Here is a 17,129-nt window from a genome sequence, read left to right as displayed (position 1 = left end):
TTTCATGTTGCAAATAGAACTTATAAACAGCAGTGTTGCTGTTAGGAAAAAATTAAAACTCTCCGTTTCTCAGTTTTTCAGCGAGCATTGGGATCCCTTCTGAAGCAGGCGCCTCAATTTTTACCAGATGGTGAATTGTACCCGATGAGGGTATCTTTTTATCGACAATAAATTTCGGACAATCATAAGGGGCAAAATCCACCAAACCTGCAGCAGGATAAACAAGGAGTGAAGTTCCGACAACAATAAATATATCTGCGCCTTTTACAAGCGGTACAGCCTTTCCTATTGCCGGAACGGGTTCTTCAAACCAAACTATATCAGGACGCCATGCGTAGCCATCAGGAGCAAGCGCTCCAAATTCCATATCGGTAGAAACCCGGCTTACAAGGAATGGATCATGTTCGCTTCTCATGCTCAGGATCTCACCATGCAGGTGCAATACTTTTTTTGATCCCGCCCTTTCATGAAGGTCATCTATATTTTGTGTGATAATATGTACATCAAAATCATTCTGAAGATCGGCAAGGGCTTTATGTGCTGCATTGGGAACTGCTTCAAGAACGTTTCGCCGGCGCATATTATAAAATTCAAGCACCAGTTTTGGATCACGCCTCCATGCCCTGGGTGTTGCCACCTCTTCAATATCATAGCCTTCCCAGAGTCCATCACTATCCCGAAAGGTTTTCAATCCGCTCTCGGCACTTATGCCGGCACCAGTCAGAACAATGATCTTCTTCATGCTTATTTTTTCTCGTTAGCCAATTCCATCACTGTTTCCCATTCTTCCTCAGTTACCGGCTGAACACTAAGGCGACTTAGTTTTACCAACGCCATGGAAGCCAATCTTGCATCCGATTTTATGATAGTGAGTGGAACAGTTTTCTTTAACCGTTTTACCGGCTTCAGATCAACCACAACCCAGGCCTCATCAGATGTTGTAGGATCCTGGTAGGCTTCCTTAACCACCTGTGCAATGCCGATAATTTCAACGCCTTCATTACTATGATAAAAAAGGACTTTTTCTCCTTTCTTCATTGAGCGCAAATTATTGCGCGCTGCATAATTCCGGACACCATCCCAATGGGTTATTTTATCCTTTACAAATTGATCCCAGCTGTATTTAAATGGTTCGGATTTCACTAACCAGTAAGACATATATACAGATTTAGGTACAGGTTGAATTTAACACCCTTTGGTTATAGCAGGTAAAAATAACAAATCATGCAATCTAAAGTTTAATGCCCTGCGTATCTCCATAAATCAATAATTAAAAAAATCATTTTTATGAGAACGATCCGTCTTAGCGCATGCATGCTTGCAGCAGTATTTCTCACGAATGTTACTCATGCTCAGACCATGGCAAAAGAAAAGACCGTGATGGTAGGTGGAGCCCCTATGTATCCATCAAAAAACATTATTGAAAATGCAGTGAACTCAAAAGACCATACAACACTTGTTGCAGCTGTAAAGGCAGCGGGTCTGGTTGAGACACTTCAAAGCGCTGGCCCGTTTACCGTATTCGCCCCTACCAACAAGGCATTCGAAAAATTGCCAAAAGGAACAGTTGATATGCTTTTGTTACCCGAGAACAAGGCAATGCTGGCAAGTGTACTCACTTACCATGTTGTTCAGGGTCGTATCAATGCTGAGGACCTTTTAAAGATGATCAAAGAAGGAAATGGTACGGCAACCCTTAGTACTGTTAATGGCGGCACCCTAACAGCTATGGTTAAGGGAAACAAGGTAATGCTTAAAGATGGTATGGGCGGAATCTCTACAGTAAGCATTGCAGATGTGAACCAAAGCAATGGCGTTATTCATGTAATTGATGCGGTTGCTTTACCAAAAGGCAAATAATTACCATTCCCCTCCCTACCATCCACTGGCCAGAACATCGGCAATATGCATGGTAGTGAGGGGAATATTATTCTCCCTTATATATCCGTCAAGGTGCATCAGGCAGGAAAGATCTGTTGATATAATTGCACTTGCACCTGTTTGTAATGCATTGTTCACTTTTTGGTCGGCCATACTGATGGAGATTGGTTCATATTTAATAGCGAAGGTGCCACCAAACCCACAACATGTTTCAACATCCTGCATCTCTATTAATTCTAATCCCGCAACATTAGCAAGCAATTTTCTAGGTTCCTCCTTGATTTTGCATTCGCGCAATGCGGCACAGGAATCATGGTAAGTAGCCTTTAGTGAAAGGCTTGCGCCTAGTTTTTCCACTTTGAGGACATTAACCAGAAATTCAGAGAATTCGTATGTACGTAACCGTATGTCTTTTACTTCATTATGTATGGAGGCATTATCAAAAATCTTTGGATAATAATTTCTGATAAATCCAGCACAGGAAGCGCTGGGTGATACAATAAAATCATCGCTCCCCTTCATTTCGCTCACTAATTTCTCACACACAACTTTGCTCTCATCCCAGAAACCAGCATTGAAGGCCGGCTGTCCGCAACATGTCTGCTCTTCATTATAACTAACAGTACAGCCCAATTTTTCAAGCACTTTCACCATATTGAAAGCTGTTTCCGGAAACAATTGGTCAACAAAACAAGGTATAAAAAGCTGTACGTTCAAAGTCTTATTTTTTAAAACTGCGCTGCAAGGCAATCATTTTTAGAGCAGTGAGTGCAGCTTCTTCTCCCTTATGGCCATGAATACCACCAATCCGTTCAAGTGCCTGCTCATTTGTATTTACTGTTAAAACGCCAAAAATAACGGGTACGGGTAAGGTAAGGTTAAGCTGTACCACGCTGTCTGTAACAGCTTTACAAACAAACTCAAAATGTGGTGTATCCCCTTTGATTACACAGCCCAGTGCAATAAACGCATGGGGTCTGTCATCCCAATATTTTTTCGCCTCCCAGTAACTACGAATACCAAAACCTATTTCAACGGCACCGGGAACAATAATCGTTTCAACACGAGAGATCTCATTAGATGCAAAAACCCTCCTGCAGCCTGCCTCAAGTTCTCCGGTTATAGTTGCATTCCAATCGGTTTTCACTATAACGATACAGGCATCCTTCGGAAGGATGCCTGCCTCTATCTTTAATAGATCTGTACTGCCTGTACTAGCCATACTGATTCTAATTTTTAATTCGTTTCGCCCAATCTTGCAAGGTATTTATCGATTTCAAAACCTCTTTCGGTGCGTGGATATTTTTCCTTAATGGACTTGTATGCATCAAGGGCTTCTTTATTCTTACCAAGGCTCTCATACAAATATCCAGCCCTGAAAAGGTATTCTGCAGCATTGAACTCATCTTTTTCGAAGGCATTAGCAGCCTCAACATAAAGCGATGCAGCTTCTTCTTTCTTGCCTTGTTCAGCATAGGCATCAGCCAGCAGGCTTTTTGCCCTTGCATTTACCTGCACAGAATTAGTGGAGAAATCCTTTAGCCATTTTTCGGCATTCTTAAAATCACCCAATTTAAGGTAACTGGCTCCAGCATAAAATTTTGAAAGATTAGCAGCAGGAGTTCCACTATACCTGTCTATGATCTTCAGGAATCCCGGATTAACGGCATCGCCGTTTAATGCAAGTTGCAGGGAGTCCATCCTGAAATAATTCTCTGCACGGAAAATTGCCTCATCTGATTTTTGCAGCTTAGGCCCGGCTATAAAATATTTATAGGCAGCAACTCCACCAGCAACAATGATCACTGCTGCCAGTCCCACTATAATGTTCCGGCTATTTTTCTGCCAGAAACCGGTTATACGATCTTCCGCTTCAATTGTTCTTGTGTTTTCTACAGGGGTATTCTTAGTTTCAGCCATGATGGTTTGTTATGAAAATTAGTCAACAATAAATGGATAGTTCTGATCTACATAAATGTCTTTTAGCACTTCACTGTCGTCGGGCCAGGGACTTTCTTCTGCGAAAGTAACAGACTCTTCCACTTGTGCTTCCACCCGCTTATTGATGGCATCAATCTCTTCCTGGGTTGCAAATTTATTATCAAGGATTGATTTCAATACCTGCTCGATAGGATCACGTTGCTTGTATTCATCAACTTCATCTTTGGTACGGTACTTCTGGGGATCTGAAATTGAGTGCCCCTTATAACGGTAAGTTTTGATCTCAATAAGGGTTGGTCCGTCTCCCTCACGGGCACGCTTAACTGCACGAGCGATACTCTCATGAACTGCTTCAGCACTCATTCCATCAATGGAATCAGCAGGCATTTCATAGGCATCGGCTAGCTTATAGATATCAACAACATTGGAAGTTCTTTCTACAGAAGTTCCCATTGCGTAATTATTATTCTCGCAGATGAAGATAACCGGGAGTTTCCAAAGCATCGCAAGGTTAAAGGTCTCATGAAGCATACCCTGGCGTGCGGCACCATCTCCAAAGAATGTAAGACAAACAGCATCTGTTCCCTTATATTTTTCAGCGAATGCTATTCCTGCCCCGGTACCAATTTGTGCACCAACAATACCATGACCACCAAAAAATCGCTCTTCCTTTCCGAAGAAGTGCATACTTCCTCCCTTTCCTTTGGCGCATCCGGTTGCCTTTCCGTACAATTCTGCCATACAGGCTTTAGCACTTATACCCTTAGCAAGTGCCAACCCATGATCGCGATAAGCGGTGATGAATGCATCTTCCGGCTTGGTTGCGGTCATACAGCCTGCGGCAATGGCTTCCTGCCCTACATAGGCATGGAAAAATCCACGGATCTTGCCTTCCATTTTGTATTTCTCTTCAGCCTTAAGTTCAAACTGGCGGATAAGCTGCATCAGCTCATACCAGTAGAGATAGGTCTCCTTTGAAAATTTTGTTGCCACTTGATTAGTTTTGAGACGGGCAAAGATAAGGGAAATGGGAATTAATTGATGATAGTTGACAGATGATTACTAATTGCAGTATGGAAGCCGGTAATTATCTTGCAAGCGCTTTGTTTTCAATAGAATCCATATCAGTATACCAGTTCAGAAACTACCTGCAAAAATCCTGGTCCTTCAGCGATCGGATCGTGGGAATCACGGGGCGTAACGGCAGCGGCAAGACCAACTTACTGGATGCTATCTATTTCCTATGCTTTACTAAAAGTTATTTTCAACGCTCTGATGCCCTGCTCGTACACCATGGAGCCCATGGATTCAGGCTGGAAGGCAGGTTTGATCGCGAAGGGAATCCATTCCAGATCACAGCTGTTTTAAGGGAGACAGGAAAAAAAGAATTCAGGGTAAATGAACAGCCCTGTGAAAAAATGGCCGACCATATTGGGAATTTTCCAGCGGTAATGATTGCACCCGACGACGTTCAGATCATCACCAATGGTAGTGAAGAAAGAAGACGATTTATGGATGCACTCTTCAGCCAGGTAGATCATCAATACCTCCTGCAACTGATGCAATACAATAAATTACTGCAGCAACGAAACAGCCTTTTAAAGCAAATAGCTGAGACCCGACAGCAACAGTTCGACCTGCTGGAAGTAATTGACCAGCAGATGGCCATTCCCGCAACCTATGTTCATACAAAACGAAAAGAGCTCCTTAAGGATCTGCTTGAACTGGTACGTAACAGGTATTGCAGTATTGCGGGGGAAAATTATGATTTGAGACTCTTCTATGAAAGCCCATTACTCCAGTTAGATTTTCCTGAATTATTGCAACAAAACCGGAACCGCGATATTTATTCCCAGAGAACACATGCAGGTATTCACCGCGATGATATTGGTATTATTCTGGGCGATAAGCCCTTCCGGCAAACAGCCTCACAGGGACAGAGAAAAAGCCTTTTGTTTGCTTTTAAGCTTGCAGAATTCAATATGCTAAAACAATACAAAGGATTCTCACCATTGCTTTTGCTCGATGATGTATTTGAGAAACTGGATGAAAAAAGAATGCTCAACTTATTGCAGGAGGTTTGCATTCAAAATGATGGGCAGGTGTTTGTTACGGACACCCACCAGGGAAGGATCGCAGGGATTTTTCAACAACTAGGAGTCTCCTACCAGGAAATCGAAACCCAGAAGGAATAAAGTAAAAAAATACGGTCAGGGATAGGGGGAGTCATAGGGGGTCGGGTACGGATCACCGGTCTGCATTGGATGGATATAAAAACGGGACATTTAACGCGATCCTAAAAATAGGAAATCTTCAAATTATACGGATATAGGTTTCAAGGGGTGGATTCAAGGCCATAGGGGCGGGTACGGAATACTTGTGAAAAGGATTGGATCTAAAAACGGGACCAGATACTCATGTGTGTGTTTACAGCCCTTATGTTCAGGTACGCCATTAAGAAGTGCAAATATAAAGTTTGGTTGCATCAACAACCAACACATTGTGTCCATTTAACATATTATAGCCAAAACGGGTTATTGTCTTGCCTTTCGGGGTCAGAAATGATAATATTTCAACACACCACCTATCTTTGAATTATGGGAGAATATTCATTGGGGGATGCAATCCAGCAATTTCTTAAAAAAAGCAGGCTTAAAGGGTCTATCCAGGCGCTTCAGATAGAAGATGTTTGGGAATCCATAATGGGTAAAACAGTTGCCCGGTATACAGAAAGCATCAAGATCTATGGTGATAAATTATATATCAAAACTACCGTAGCCCCCCTGAAGCAGGAACTTATGTACCAGAAAGAAAATATTATCCAGCGGGTGAACCAGGCCCTGGGAGAAAAAACAATTAAAGAAGTTATAATCCAGTAATCAAATTGCTACAATCTCGCTCTCGGATCAACCCAACCATAAAGCATATCCGCTAAAAAATTCACTACTACAAAAAAACAGGCTGAAACAAGCACCGCACCCATAACAACCGGGAAATCAAGTTTTTCGAGGGCATCAACAGTTAGCTTTCCCAATCCCTTCCATCCAAAAATATATTCCACGAAGAAAGCGCCAGCTAGCAATTCTGCAAACCATCCTGTAATAGCAGTAATAACCGGGTTCAGTGCATTCCGCAGTGCATGTTTCCATATAACGATCCTTTTAGGCAATCCCTTTGCAACTGCGGTTCTTATATAGTCTTGTTCCATTACATCAAGAAGGGATGCGCGTGTCAGTTGCGCAATTATCGCCAGGGGCCTGATGCCAAGGGTTATTGCGGGAAGAATAAGATTTGCGGGTGTGAGATAGGGCCTTCCCGTGCTGGTGTCAAGGTCAAACCAGGAACCTGTCATATGCAGACCTGTATATTCGTTCAATACAAATCCAAAAAGGTATGCGATAGCAATTGCCATAAAAAATGAAGGTGCCGAAATACCAAGTATACTGGTAAAAATTGCGCCGGCATCTATCCATGTACCTTTGTAGATAGCTGCAATTACACCCAGCGTTATGCCAACCATAGTAGCTAATAACATGGCCGCCGTGGCAAGCATAATGGTGCCTGGTAAAGCTTCCATAATTACTGCACCTACTTCTCTCCTGCTCTGGTACGATTTACGGAGATAGGGGATTTTAATACCGATTTTTGTTTGTCCACCAACAAAATAACCCCGGAGTTCTTTGTTCTTAATATCAGTTGCAGAATGAATAGCAATGGGCGAAATATCATTAAGGTAGAATACCAATTGTTTCCATTTGGGTTTATCGAGATGAAGGTCGCGTCGTATGTTCTCACGCGTTGATGCATCACCTGTTTGTCCCATCACCAGGCGAGATGGATCTCCAAATCCCTGGAACAGTACAAACACAAGTATTACTACACCAAGTAATACCAGGAAGCTATAAAGGAGTTTATTGAAGAAACGCAATTGGATATATAAATAGTTCTTGTTGATTTACATTTTCTGCATTTGCTGGATTGCCTTATCCGAATCCGGTAATGACCATTTATCTACTATAACCCCCTGGTTTATCAGGTAAATTGTTGACGAATGGCGGGCTGCTGTTTTCACCGCAACTGCATCGGAGCGAAGAACCAGAACGCCATCCAGAACTGACCCTAATGATCCAATAACCTGCTCTGCAGCAGGAGTAATAATAAACAAGGGCATATTTTTGGCAACTGCGATCTCCTTCATTTGCCGGATTGTTTCCGTGAGAGATTCCCTGTCACCTTCCCTCACTTCTTTAATAAATAACCACTGCTTTATACCAGGTTCGGCAAGCAGTGCCTGTGTAGTATCATTTCCTGAAGGGGCCAGTAATACAAAATCTTTAATAGGGGGTTCTGCATTACCCTTACGGATCACCTTATCATATCGTTTTACAAAACTGTAGGTTGATTCATCAAAATCGGCGGGGAATTTATCAGCAGTAAACTCCAACTCCTTCCCATCTTTTTTATAAACAAAACTAATGACCGTGCTATCAGGAATAGAGCCGGCGGGGATCTTCATTTGTTCCGCAATCTGTTTGCCTTTCTTATAAGGCAAACAATCAACTACCGGAAGGTGTCTTAGTACATACCATTGAAAGCCAAAACTGAAAAGAGTTGTAAGTCCAAGCAGCAGAACGCTTCTTCGGGTATCCATGGAAGTTTGTATCCTGTTTCTGTTGGCAAATAACAGGCCTATAAGTGCCAGCAGGAGCAGGTCCTTCATAAAGGACTGGGCTGCCGTAAGCGGCAAACAATCGCCAAAGCAACCACAACTTTTGATCTTGCCGGAAAAAAGTGCATATGCTGTAAGAAAAGTGAAAAAAACAATCAGTAAAAGTAGCAACCAGCTGAATAATCTCATTTGCCAGCCAATGATAACAGCAACGCCTGCAATGATTTCAAATGCGATCATGAGTATGGAAAATGCAAGCGTGAAATCATTTAATCCATGTAATCCCCACACTTCAAAAAATTCCTGCATTTTATAACTCAGTCCAAGGGGGTCATTGGCTTTTACAAGTCCGGAGAAAATGAAAAGTATCCCTACGATATACCTGCTCAGTGTCAGAATTGTTTTCATGTTTTGGTGTAATAATTATTGCAAATTGGTCAGTCAATGTTTTCCTTCATCCATAAGGATAAGTGCGAAAGCAGCATAATTAAAGATATCAAGATAGTTGGCATCTATACCTTCACTCACAAGTGTTTGGCCATCATTGGCAAGAATCTGCTTGATCCGAAGAAGTTTTGCGAGTATCAGGTCAGTAAAACTTTCCTGGCTCATGTCGCGCCATGCTTCCCCATAATCATGATTCTTTTGCTCCATCAGGTCTTTGGCGCGTTTAACCTGAATATCATACCATTTAGTAGTTTCTTCCACGCTAAGGTCATCCCCTATTGAGTTATCCATTTCAAGTTGTATGAGGCCTATCACTGCATAATTCAGTATCCCCATAAATTCTGATTGAATACTATCCCCTATAAGTTGCTTTTTATTTTCCTGGATAGTTCTGATTCGTTTGGCCTTAATGAAGATCTGATCAACTATCGAGATGGGTCGATACACCCGCCAGGAGGTTCCGTAATCGCGGGTCTTATGTAAGAATATATCGCGGCAGCTTTGTATAACTTTTTCGTATTGGGTATTAGTACCTGACATAGTTGTTTGAAAAATAATCATCTTTATTCTTCAAAAGTAAGGATTCACTACCATGTTCACGCTCAATTGTAAAGGCCGGCTTCTTGTTATAAGTAAACCCATTGTAATGGGTATCATCAATATCACTCCCGATTCATTTTTCGCGGGCAGCAGGAAACAGCAGTTGGATGATGTCCTCAAACAGGCAGATAAAATGATTAACGAAGGCGCTTCCATATTAGATATAGGAGCTCAGAGCACCACGCCCAATAGTGAATGGATTGATGCATCCACAGAATGGAGCCGTGTCAGTAACATACTACCTGAACTAACAAAAAATTTCCCGGATGTTTTTTTTTCCATTGACAGCTTTCATCATGAAGTGGCCAGAAATGCAGTTAATGAAGGAGTGAGTATAGTAAATGATGTGAGTGGTGGTTTGTTGGATGCCGATATGATTCCAACGGTAGCGTCATTGGAAGTCCCTTATATCTGTATGCATATGAAGGGGAGACCGCAAACTATGCAGATGATGGCATCATATGAAAACATTACACTTGAACTGATCGATTATTTTATTGAAAGGATCAGGATATGCCACGATGCCGGAATTAAGGATCTTGTAATTGATCCGGGATTTGGGTTTGCAAAGAACATTTCTCAGAATTTCGAACTGATGCGAAGGTTGCAGCTATTGGAGGTCCTTTCCTGCCCTATTCTGGTGGGTATTTCGCGCAAATCCACTATTTATAAAACGCTCGGCATCACCCCGGCAGAGGCATTAAACGGCACCACTGTTATGAATATCATAGCGTTAATGCAAGGTGCTTCTATTTTGCGTGTGCATGATGTGAAAGAGGCCATGGAAGCTATTAAACTTGTCCAATCGTTGGGTGTAGATTAGAATTACGGTGCCGTCACGGTACCGTCACGGTGCCGTCACGGTGCCGTCACTCGTATGAGTATCCTTGCTCCGGGTCCCTATCTGGTCCCTATCTGGTCCCTATTTTCAGGACTTTGCCTCAACAAAAAAACCGCCTCAATTCTGAGGCGGTTTTTTTTACGAATTCTTCAATACCAGAAGAAACGGGTGTAAATATTTTAATGGTTATGACCATCGTCCTTGCTATGACCCTGTGGCATATTCTCCACCGGAGGCATCATTGGGTTCTGCTTGGGAGCAGGTGCCTGGTTGGCGATATCTACCATTTCAACGTCAAAAATAAGTGCTTCATTTGGTTGTCCACCCGGACCCGGGCGCATTCCATATGCCAGGAAGCCTGGAATATAAAGTGTTCCTTTTCCACCCTTACCAAACAGTTTCAGACCTTCATCCCATCCCGGGATAACCCTGCCCTGGCCAAGTACAAATCCGATCGGCTCCTTTTCAGGCTCCATTGTAGATTCAAACTCTTTACCGGTAGAGAGGATCTTACCGCGGTATTTTACGGAAACGAACTTTCCGGAATCAGCCATCGGGGCAGTACCGGCATTCTCAACCACTACATAAGTACCCAGACCAGTTTTAGTTGCATTGATATTATTCTTTTTGAGATACTCATCAAGAATTGCTTTATCACGCCCCTCCTGCCCTTTTGCTTCTGCATCCTGTTGTTCCTGCACCTGCTGTTCATTGTCATAAACATCAACTACACGAAAACTCAGGTACATCTTATCACCCTTTTTCATAAATGGAGGCATACCAGGATTTTTCACGAGAAGTGTATCCACTTCCTGTACCACTACCACGCTGTCTCCCTTATGCACAAACCGGAATACCTCGGCTGGATTGTAAACGGGTCCGATACTGTCAACACGGGCAAAAGCCGGCATCCCACCCTGGGAAGTTCCTATGATGGAATCATTAAGCTTCTGTGTATAATGAACCTTCAGAAACTGACCGATTTTCACCTGCGGGCCACTGCCTTTTTCAACGATCTTATACGTTATGCCGCTTGCTGTTTTACTGTAGTCGGCACTACCACAGGCTGCCATCATAAGGGCCGCAATTGCTGTTGTAAATAAAGAGGTCTTTGTCATTTGTTATGTCAGTTGAAATTCTGATGCGTTTTCTTTTAATACTTTTTTAAAGGTCCGGACTGTTTCATCGAGAGGGGCACTGCTCCTGCCACCGGCTGCATTGAAATGGCCGCCTCCTTCAAAAAAGCGCCGGGCAAAGGTATTGACATCTACATTACCCTTGCTCCGGAAACTCCACTTTCTTTCCTCATCCCTGTCAATTACGATAGCTGCCATCCGGATCCCCTGAATACTGAGGGGATAATTTACCAGTCCCTCTGTATCTCCAGTACGAATATCGTACCGAAGAAGGTCTGATTTCGGAACATAAATCAATGCCGTATTATATTCATAGGAGATCTCCATTCTGTTTGTGAGCACATGGCCGATAAACCGAAGCCTGTTCTCCATGAAATTATCGTAGATATTTTCATGGACTTTTGTATGCTGTAAGCCTGTTTCCTTCAACTCGGCCACCATGCGGTGAACATTGGCAGTTGCTGCCGGAAACCGGAATGAACCCGTGTCACCGATTAGTCCAGCATAAAGACATTCCGCAATTTCCAGATTGATCCGTTCAGGATGACCGCTTTCCACAATAAAATCAAATACCATTTCGCAGGTGCTGCTCTTGCTGGTATCGCTGGCACCAAAATGGAAACTCTCTATAGCCGGCTGCTGGTGATGGTCTATCAGAATTTTTGTGGCAGTAGCTTTTTCAATAATAGGTGCCAGGCTTTTGGTACGTGCGAGCATATTGAAATCGAGACAGAATATCCAATCCGCTGCCATAATTATAGCCTCCGATTTTTCACGGGTTATCTCAAAGTTCAGAACCTTATCTGAGCCAGGCATCCAGTCAAGAAAAGCGGCCCAGTTTGTTGGGGAGATAACAGTGACCTCATGTCCAAACTGTTTCAGGAAATGATAAAGCGCAAGGGAGGAACCCATGGCATCAGGATCAGGCTTCTGGTGGGTAGTGATAACTACCTTGCGTACAGTTGCCAGTTGGGAAAAAATATGGTGTATTGGCTGCATAAAGCGGGGCAAATGTACTGAAATTTGGCTACCTTTGCGCCCCAAATAGCAAGTTATATATGAGCAACAGAACATTTACAATGATCAAGCCCGATGCCATGAAGAACGGTCATGCCGGTGCCATTCTTGATCGTTTTATCAAGGAAGGATTTCGCATTGTGGCGATGAAAATGACCAAGCTTAGTGAAGAAAAAGCAGGTGAATTCTATGCTATCCACAAAGAAAGACCATTCTTCGGCGAACTCGTTGAGTTCATGAGCAGCGGTGTGGTTGTTGCAGCCATCCTTGAAAAAGACAATGCTGTAGCAGATTTCAGAACGCTTATCGGTGCTACTGATCCTGCTAAGGCAGAAGCCGGAACTATCAGGCAACTCTTTGCAACATCTGTTGGAGAGAATGCCGTTCATGGCAGCGACAGCGATGAGAATGCAGCAATTGAAGGCAGCTTCTTTTTCAGCGGTCTGGAGAAATTCTAATAAAAAAAAGATCCGGTAAACTATGATCTATAAACGCCAGGCGTTCAGGATCATGGTTTACCGGATTCATCTTTAAGACCGATCGTTTCTTTATAATGTTTGTGCTACTGAATGACGCATCGGTCTTAATGTATAGCCGGCTTTTCGTAAAAGATTAATTACTCCTTCGTATCCTGGAAGGTGGGCAGCTCCAACAGCAAATAAAATCGTTCCATTTTTCATTGCCTTTTCCATTTCAGGGATCCATTTCTTATTCCGGCCATATAAAAATAGCTCCATATAAGATCCTAATCCCCCCTCCTCCATCTTTGTAAGCTTCTCAATTGCATCGAGGTCCTGGCTACGATATACTTCAAGCATCTTTGCTGTAACAGTATCTTCCTTACCACTGCTGTCAATTGCCTGCAACAACTCACGCGCCTGCTGCGAATAAGGAATACTGTCGAAAATGCTGGCCTGAAACTCAATTGTCTCCAATCCTGATATCTCCTTCTTTTGCTTTTTAACCGCTTTCATGATCACCTCTTCCATGCCATTCTTTGTTTCGCAGGGCATTTTTGATTCACTGAGCATTGCCGCAATAAAATAAGGTTTAAATCGCTCCATCATAGATAATGGTAGTATTGACCTGTTTGCGGCGAAATAATCCTTTACCCGCTTATATTCTTCTTCGGTCATCAGGTCCTTCAATCGGGTTTCGTCCTTCATCCTGATGTACTTGAAAATGCCCATCATCTCTCCCATATTATCCATATCGATCTCAAAAAAAACACGGGAAGACTTATCGATCGCATGATTTAGACTATCGCTCAATCCTGCATCGCGGGCACAGAGGATATGCATGGTGCCGAACAAATAGGAAGGGGTTTGCATCCCGTTGCCGCTGATCTCCCATAACAGGGATGAAGTTTTAGGAGCAGCGGGTGACTGCTGTGCTTTCAGTGAAAAACCTGATAGAAATAATGTTATTACGGCTAAGTATAAACGCATGTTGTTTTACTAATAAACGTTACGGGGACAATCGAGTTGTTTTCCACCTTTGGAGCGATTGAAAAGCGAACCACCTCCACCACTTCCTGTTCCTAACCTGAAACCGATCGTTATGCCCTGGAAATAATACCAGTCTTTTACATCTTCTCCTCCTCTTACGGTTCCTTCAACAGGATAAACAGGATTGCCATCTTTTAGTTCGCCACTCCTGTAAGCCAGTTCAACAGCCTTAGGGCCTCTTTCTGCCAAAAGTACCGCCTGGTCAACATATCGCTTGCTGAGGTCATCGAGGTAATCGGTGAATGTTTTTCTTAATCCGATCTCATACCCAAGTGTCACCTGTTCGTTTACCCTGAATCGTAGTCCCGCACCAAATGGAAGTGTGAGCTGTACTCTTTTATAAGGCTTGAGATCGGGATATGCGCTAAGCCCCTGCCCTTCTGTACTTAAGGGCTGGAGATAATGCTTTTGTCCAAGCGTGTCATATGTATAGGGATCAAATCCAAAAACGCCAAGACCTGCAAATACAAATGGAGTGAATCTTTTTTCATCCAGATCAAACAATCTGAATTCCGCCATCAGGTTCCCTTCCAGTAACCTCGAATTGAAACTCAGGTTTCGAAGCCTGAGATCTTCCTGTTTATTTAGCTTGTCATCACCGCTTATTCTCCCATAAACGAGTCCGCTTCTGATAGAAACATGACCGTTCACATCATATTGAACACCGAGTCCAAATGCACCGTGCGATTGGTTGGTAGTGAGTCTTTTTTCCTGGAAGTCGCCCTGGTAATTTGAAATTCCCCCAAATCCGGTGATATGCCAGCGCTGTGACATTACCGTAAGTGGTAATAACGCAACCAGCAACACAATGATTTTCCTCATTTTAATAAATTGTAATGGTTCTTACGCAAGAATTAAACCAAACAGTTGGCAGGATATCCTTTAAACAAAAATCCCCTTTTTTAAGGGGATTTCATAACTGCTTATTTGTAACCGAGTATTTTTAACATACTCTGTGCCGTCTGCTCCTTGGCATAAACCCAATCTACCAGTTTTCCGTTCTTATCGTGCCCAACAATGATATGTTTGGGCGATGGAATCATGCAGTGCTTGATACCACCATAACCGCTGATCTGGTCCTGGTAGGCGCCTGTATGGAAGAATCCCAGGTATAAAGGTTCTGTTCCTCCCCCATTTACCTTGGGGAGGAATACTTCATTAATATGTTCCTCTGAATCGTAATAATCATGGCTGTCGCAGGTTATCCCTCCCAAAACAACCCGTTGGTATTCCTCATCCCACTTATTAATGGGCAGCAGGAGAAATCGTTCACCAATACCCCAGGTATCGGGAAGTGTTGTAATAAAAGAGGAATCGATCATGTACCAGATCTCGCGCTCATTCTGGGTTTTTTGGGCAATCACTGAATAGATATGCGCCATGCTCTCCCCTACCGTATAGGAGCCGAACTCGGTATAAATATTCGGCAGGGGAACCTTGGCCTTTTTACAGGCACTCTTGATATTGCCGACAATTTCATTAATCATGAACTGGTAGTCATAATCAAATCCAAGAGAATGCTTGATTGGAAATCCACCTCCAATGTTAATACTGTCCAGTTCAGGGCATATTTTTTTCAACTGGCAATAAAGGTTGATGACCTTATTTAATTCAGACCAGTAATAGATATCATCTTTAATTCCCTTGTTCAGGAAAATATGGAGCATCTTAAGCTGGAACTTATTTTCATATCCTTCAATCTGGTCAACATAAAACTCCAGGATATCTTTGGCGCGTATGCCTAATCGTGAGGTATAAAATGGAAAGGAAGGTTCCTCTTCTGCTGCTACCCTTATACCGAGCTTGAAAGGGGCGCGAACGGTTTTTCTGTAATCATCCAGTTCATTCACATTATCAAGTACTGGTATTACATTTTTGAAGCCTGAATTTATCAGGCCTGCGATCCGCTTAGTGTAAGGTTTTTGCTTGAAACCATTACAGATGATAAAAGTTTCCTTATTGATCTTCTTCTTTGCATAGAGTTTTTTAATGATCTCGATATCATATGCATAAGAAGTTTCCAGGTGTATATTATGTTTCAGCGCTTCTTCCACAACGAAAGAGAAATGAGAACTCTTTGTGCAATAACAATAATAATATTCGCCCTCGTATTTGTGCTTCTTGAAAGCATTGGCAAACATCTGCTTGGCCTTATTGATCTGCATGCCGATCTTAGGCAGATAGGTCAGCTTCATGGGCGTTCCATACTTGTCAATCAGCGCTTTTATATCGAGGCCATTATATTGCAGGTATTTGTCTTTTACCTCAAATCCTTCCTGGGGAAAATTGAAGGTTTGGTCTACCAGGTCGTAGTAGGTATTGTTCATCTAGTTGTACACGTGGTTAGTTGGGTGATATATTAATAGCTTACAAACCTATATAAAATGCAGAATTATTCGCCAACAAAATTTCAGGGCTATAATCGTGCTTAGAGCGGATAGTTAGAAGCATAAAAAAACCGGCTCCCTGTTGGAAGCCGGTAATATGAGTTGATGCTTCGATCATCTGCTTATTTTACAGAAGCGATCAGCGCCTTGAAAGACTCAGGATTGTTCATGGCGAGGTCGGCCAGAACTTTACGATCAAGACCAATTCCTTTTTCATTCAGCTTGTGGATGAAAACAGAATAAGTAAGGCCTTCTTCGCGAACTGCTGCGTTGATACGTGCGATCCAGAGAGCACGGTATTCGCGCTTCTTAAGTTTACGACCAACATAGCTGTAGGTCATACCCTTTTCAACAATATTCTTGGCAACTGTATATACATTCTTACGCTTGCCATAATATCCTTTGGCTTGCTTGAGTATCCTTTTTCTGCGTGCCCTTGAGGCAACGGCGTTTACTGAACGTGGCATATGCTAAATAGTTTTAAGTTGTGATTAAATGATTTACCCCTTAAGACCCAGGAGGCGTTGAACGAAATCCATGTTTGGTTTTGATACAACACCTGCTTTACGCATGCCGCGCTTACGCTTGGTTGACTTTTTGGTGAGAATGTGACGTTTGAACGCTTTCTGATGGGTGATCTTTCCTGAAGCGGTCACCTTGAAGCGCTTCTTGGCGCTTGAATTGGTTTTTACCTTTGGCATC

The 17,129-nt window shown here is 42.7% G+C and carries 21 protein-coding genes; 5 read left to right on the top strand and 16 right to left on the bottom strand.

The features are described 5' to 3' along the window. Positions 1-52: 52 nt before the first annotated feature. Entirely contained in the window at positions 53-742 is a 690-nt protein-coding gene (locus V6M43_RS10890) for an SIR2 family NAD-dependent protein deacylase (protein ID WP_332735146.1), read from the bottom strand. Positions 743-744: 2 nt separating this feature from the next. Beyond that, positions 745-1,158 (bottom strand): EVE domain-containing protein, encoded by a 414-nt coding sequence (locus V6M43_RS10885; RefSeq protein WP_332735144.1) that lies wholly within the window; start codon positions 1,156-1,158, stop codon positions 745-747. A 129-nt stretch (positions 1,159-1,287) separates the two neighbouring features. Here V6M43_RS10885 and V6M43_RS10880 point away from each other — a divergent pair, with 129 nt between their 5' ends. Further along, positions 1,288-1,860, top strand: a complete 573-nt coding sequence (locus V6M43_RS10880) for a fasciclin domain-containing protein (RefSeq protein WP_332735142.1) — start codon at positions 1,288-1,290, stop codon at positions 1,858-1,860. 15 nt (positions 1,861-1,875) lie between these two features. Here the strand turns inward: V6M43_RS10880 and V6M43_RS10875 are convergent, their stop codons facing one another. Genes V6M43_RS10875 through pdhA form a run of 4 tightly spaced genes read right to left on the bottom strand, consistent with a single transcriptional unit; the run spans position 1,876 to position 4,815 of the window. Continuing rightward, on the bottom strand, positions 1,876-2,598 hold the full coding sequence (locus V6M43_RS10875) for a (Fe-S)-binding protein (protein WP_332735140.1): 723 nt from the start codon (positions 2,596-2,598) through the stop codon (positions 1,876-1,878). A gap of 4 nt (positions 2,599-2,602) precedes the next feature. Beyond that, a complete protein-coding gene (gene ribH / locus V6M43_RS10870) occupies positions 2,603-3,103 on the bottom strand; it encodes a 6,7-dimethyl-8-ribityllumazine synthase (protein ID WP_039129454.1) in 501 nt (166 codons plus the stop codon). A 14-nt stretch (positions 3,104-3,117) separates the two neighbouring features. After that, on the bottom strand, positions 3,118-3,801 hold the full coding sequence (locus V6M43_RS10865) for a YfgM family protein (RefSeq protein ID WP_332735138.1): 684 nt from the start codon (positions 3,799-3,801) through the stop codon (positions 3,118-3,120). Positions 3,802-3,819: 18 nt separating this feature from the next. Beyond that, on the bottom strand, positions 3,820-4,815 hold the full coding sequence (gene pdhA, locus V6M43_RS10860) for a pyruvate dehydrogenase (acetyl-transferring) E1 component subunit alpha (RefSeq protein ID WP_332735136.1): 996 nt from the start codon (positions 4,813-4,815) through the stop codon (positions 3,820-3,822). Between the two features lie 62 nt (positions 4,816-4,877). Between pdhA and recF the strand changes: the two genes are divergently transcribed. Together recF and V6M43_RS10850 are read left to right on the top strand one after the other, a co-directional pair. Next, the gene (recF, locus tag V6M43_RS10855) at positions 4,878-6,017 is read left to right on the top strand and encodes a DNA replication/repair protein RecF (protein ID WP_332735134.1); all 1,140 of its coding nucleotides are present in this window, start codon (positions 4,878-4,880) and stop codon (positions 6,015-6,017) included. Between the two features lie 402 nt (positions 6,018-6,419). Beyond that, positions 6,420-6,701, top strand: coding sequence for a DUF721 domain-containing protein (locus tag V6M43_RS10850; protein WP_332735132.1), 282 nt, complete (start codon positions 6,420-6,422; stop codon positions 6,699-6,701). A gap of 8 nt (positions 6,702-6,709) precedes the next feature. On the opposite strand, the gene V6M43_RS10845 is transcribed toward V6M43_RS10850, so the two are convergent. From V6M43_RS10845 to V6M43_RS10835, 3 genes are read right to left on the bottom strand one after another with little or no spacing between them, the layout of a single operon-like run. Beyond that, entirely contained in the window at positions 6,710-7,750 is a 1,041-nt protein-coding gene (locus V6M43_RS10845) for an ABC transporter permease (RefSeq protein WP_332735130.1), read from the bottom strand. A gap of 27 nt (positions 7,751-7,777) precedes the next feature. Next, complete coding sequence (locus V6M43_RS10840; protein ID WP_332735128.1) at positions 7,778-8,899, bottom strand: BT_3928 family protein; 1,122 nt, start codon at positions 8,897-8,899, stop codon at positions 7,778-7,780. A gap of 33 nt (positions 8,900-8,932) precedes the next feature. Then, the gene (locus V6M43_RS10835; RefSeq protein ID WP_332735126.1) at positions 8,933-9,478 is read right to left on the bottom strand and encodes a DUF1599 domain-containing protein; all 546 of its coding nucleotides are present in this window, start codon (positions 9,476-9,478) and stop codon (positions 8,933-8,935) included. Positions 9,479-9,584: 106 nt separating this feature from the next. On the opposite strand from V6M43_RS10835, the gene folP reads away from it, so the two are divergent. Next, a complete protein-coding gene (gene folP, locus V6M43_RS10830; protein WP_332735125.1) occupies positions 9,585-10,361 on the top strand; it encodes a dihydropteroate synthase in 777 nt (258 codons plus the stop codon). A gap of 197 nt (positions 10,362-10,558) precedes the next feature. Here the strand turns inward: folP and V6M43_RS10825 are convergent, their stop codons facing one another. Continuing rightward, positions 10,559-11,497: an FKBP-type peptidyl-prolyl cis-trans isomerase gene (locus tag V6M43_RS10825; protein ID WP_332735124.1), complete on the bottom strand. Its 939-nt coding sequence runs from the start codon at positions 11,495-11,497 to the stop codon at positions 10,559-10,561. A gap of 3 nt (positions 11,498-11,500) precedes the next feature. Next, positions 11,501-12,514, bottom strand: coding sequence for a DHH family phosphoesterase (locus V6M43_RS10820; protein ID WP_332735122.1), 1,014 nt, complete (start codon positions 12,512-12,514; stop codon positions 11,501-11,503). Positions 12,515-12,573: 59 nt separating this feature from the next. On the opposite strand from V6M43_RS10820, the gene V6M43_RS10815 reads away from it, so the two are divergent. Beyond that, positions 12,574-12,990 (top strand): nucleoside-diphosphate kinase, encoded by a 417-nt coding sequence (locus tag V6M43_RS10815; RefSeq protein ID WP_039129479.1) that lies wholly within the window; start codon positions 12,574-12,576, stop codon positions 12,988-12,990. Positions 12,991-13,080: 90 nt separating this feature from the next. Here V6M43_RS10815 and V6M43_RS10810 read toward each other — a convergent pair whose 3' ends face one another. From V6M43_RS10810 to rpmI, 5 genes are all read right to left on the bottom strand, one after another. Then, a complete protein-coding gene (locus V6M43_RS10810) occupies positions 13,081-13,980 on the bottom strand; it encodes a TraB/GumN family protein (RefSeq protein WP_332735119.1) in 900 nt (299 codons plus the stop codon). Between the two features lie 9 nt (positions 13,981-13,989). Next, on the bottom strand, positions 13,990-14,862 hold the full coding sequence (locus V6M43_RS10805) for a DUF6089 family protein (protein ID WP_332735118.1): 873 nt from the start codon (positions 14,860-14,862) through the stop codon (positions 13,990-13,992). A 101-nt stretch (positions 14,863-14,963) separates the two neighbouring features. Next, a complete protein-coding gene (locus tag V6M43_RS10800) occupies positions 14,964-16,367 on the bottom strand; it encodes an arginine decarboxylase (RefSeq protein WP_332735116.1) in 1,404 nt (467 codons plus the stop codon). Between the two features lie 182 nt (positions 16,368-16,549). Continuing rightward, entirely contained in the window at positions 16,550-16,894 is a 345-nt protein-coding gene (rplT, locus tag V6M43_RS10795) for a 50S ribosomal protein L20 (RefSeq protein ID WP_039129487.1), read from the bottom strand. A 33-nt stretch (positions 16,895-16,927) separates the two neighbouring features. Continuing rightward, positions 16,928-17,128: a 50S ribosomal protein L35 gene (gene rpmI, locus V6M43_RS10790; protein WP_039129490.1), complete on the bottom strand. Its 201-nt coding sequence runs from the start codon at positions 17,126-17,128 to the stop codon at positions 16,928-16,930. Position 17,129 lies beyond the last annotated feature (1 nt).

It is taken from the genome of Flavihumibacter sp. (assembly GCF_036676075.1).
Classification (GTDB): domain Bacteria; phylum Bacteroidota; class Bacteroidia; order Chitinophagales; family Chitinophagaceae; genus Flavihumibacter.
The sequence above is the reverse complement of the archived record's forward strand: the minus strand, read 5'-3'. Positions and strand labels throughout refer to the sequence as shown.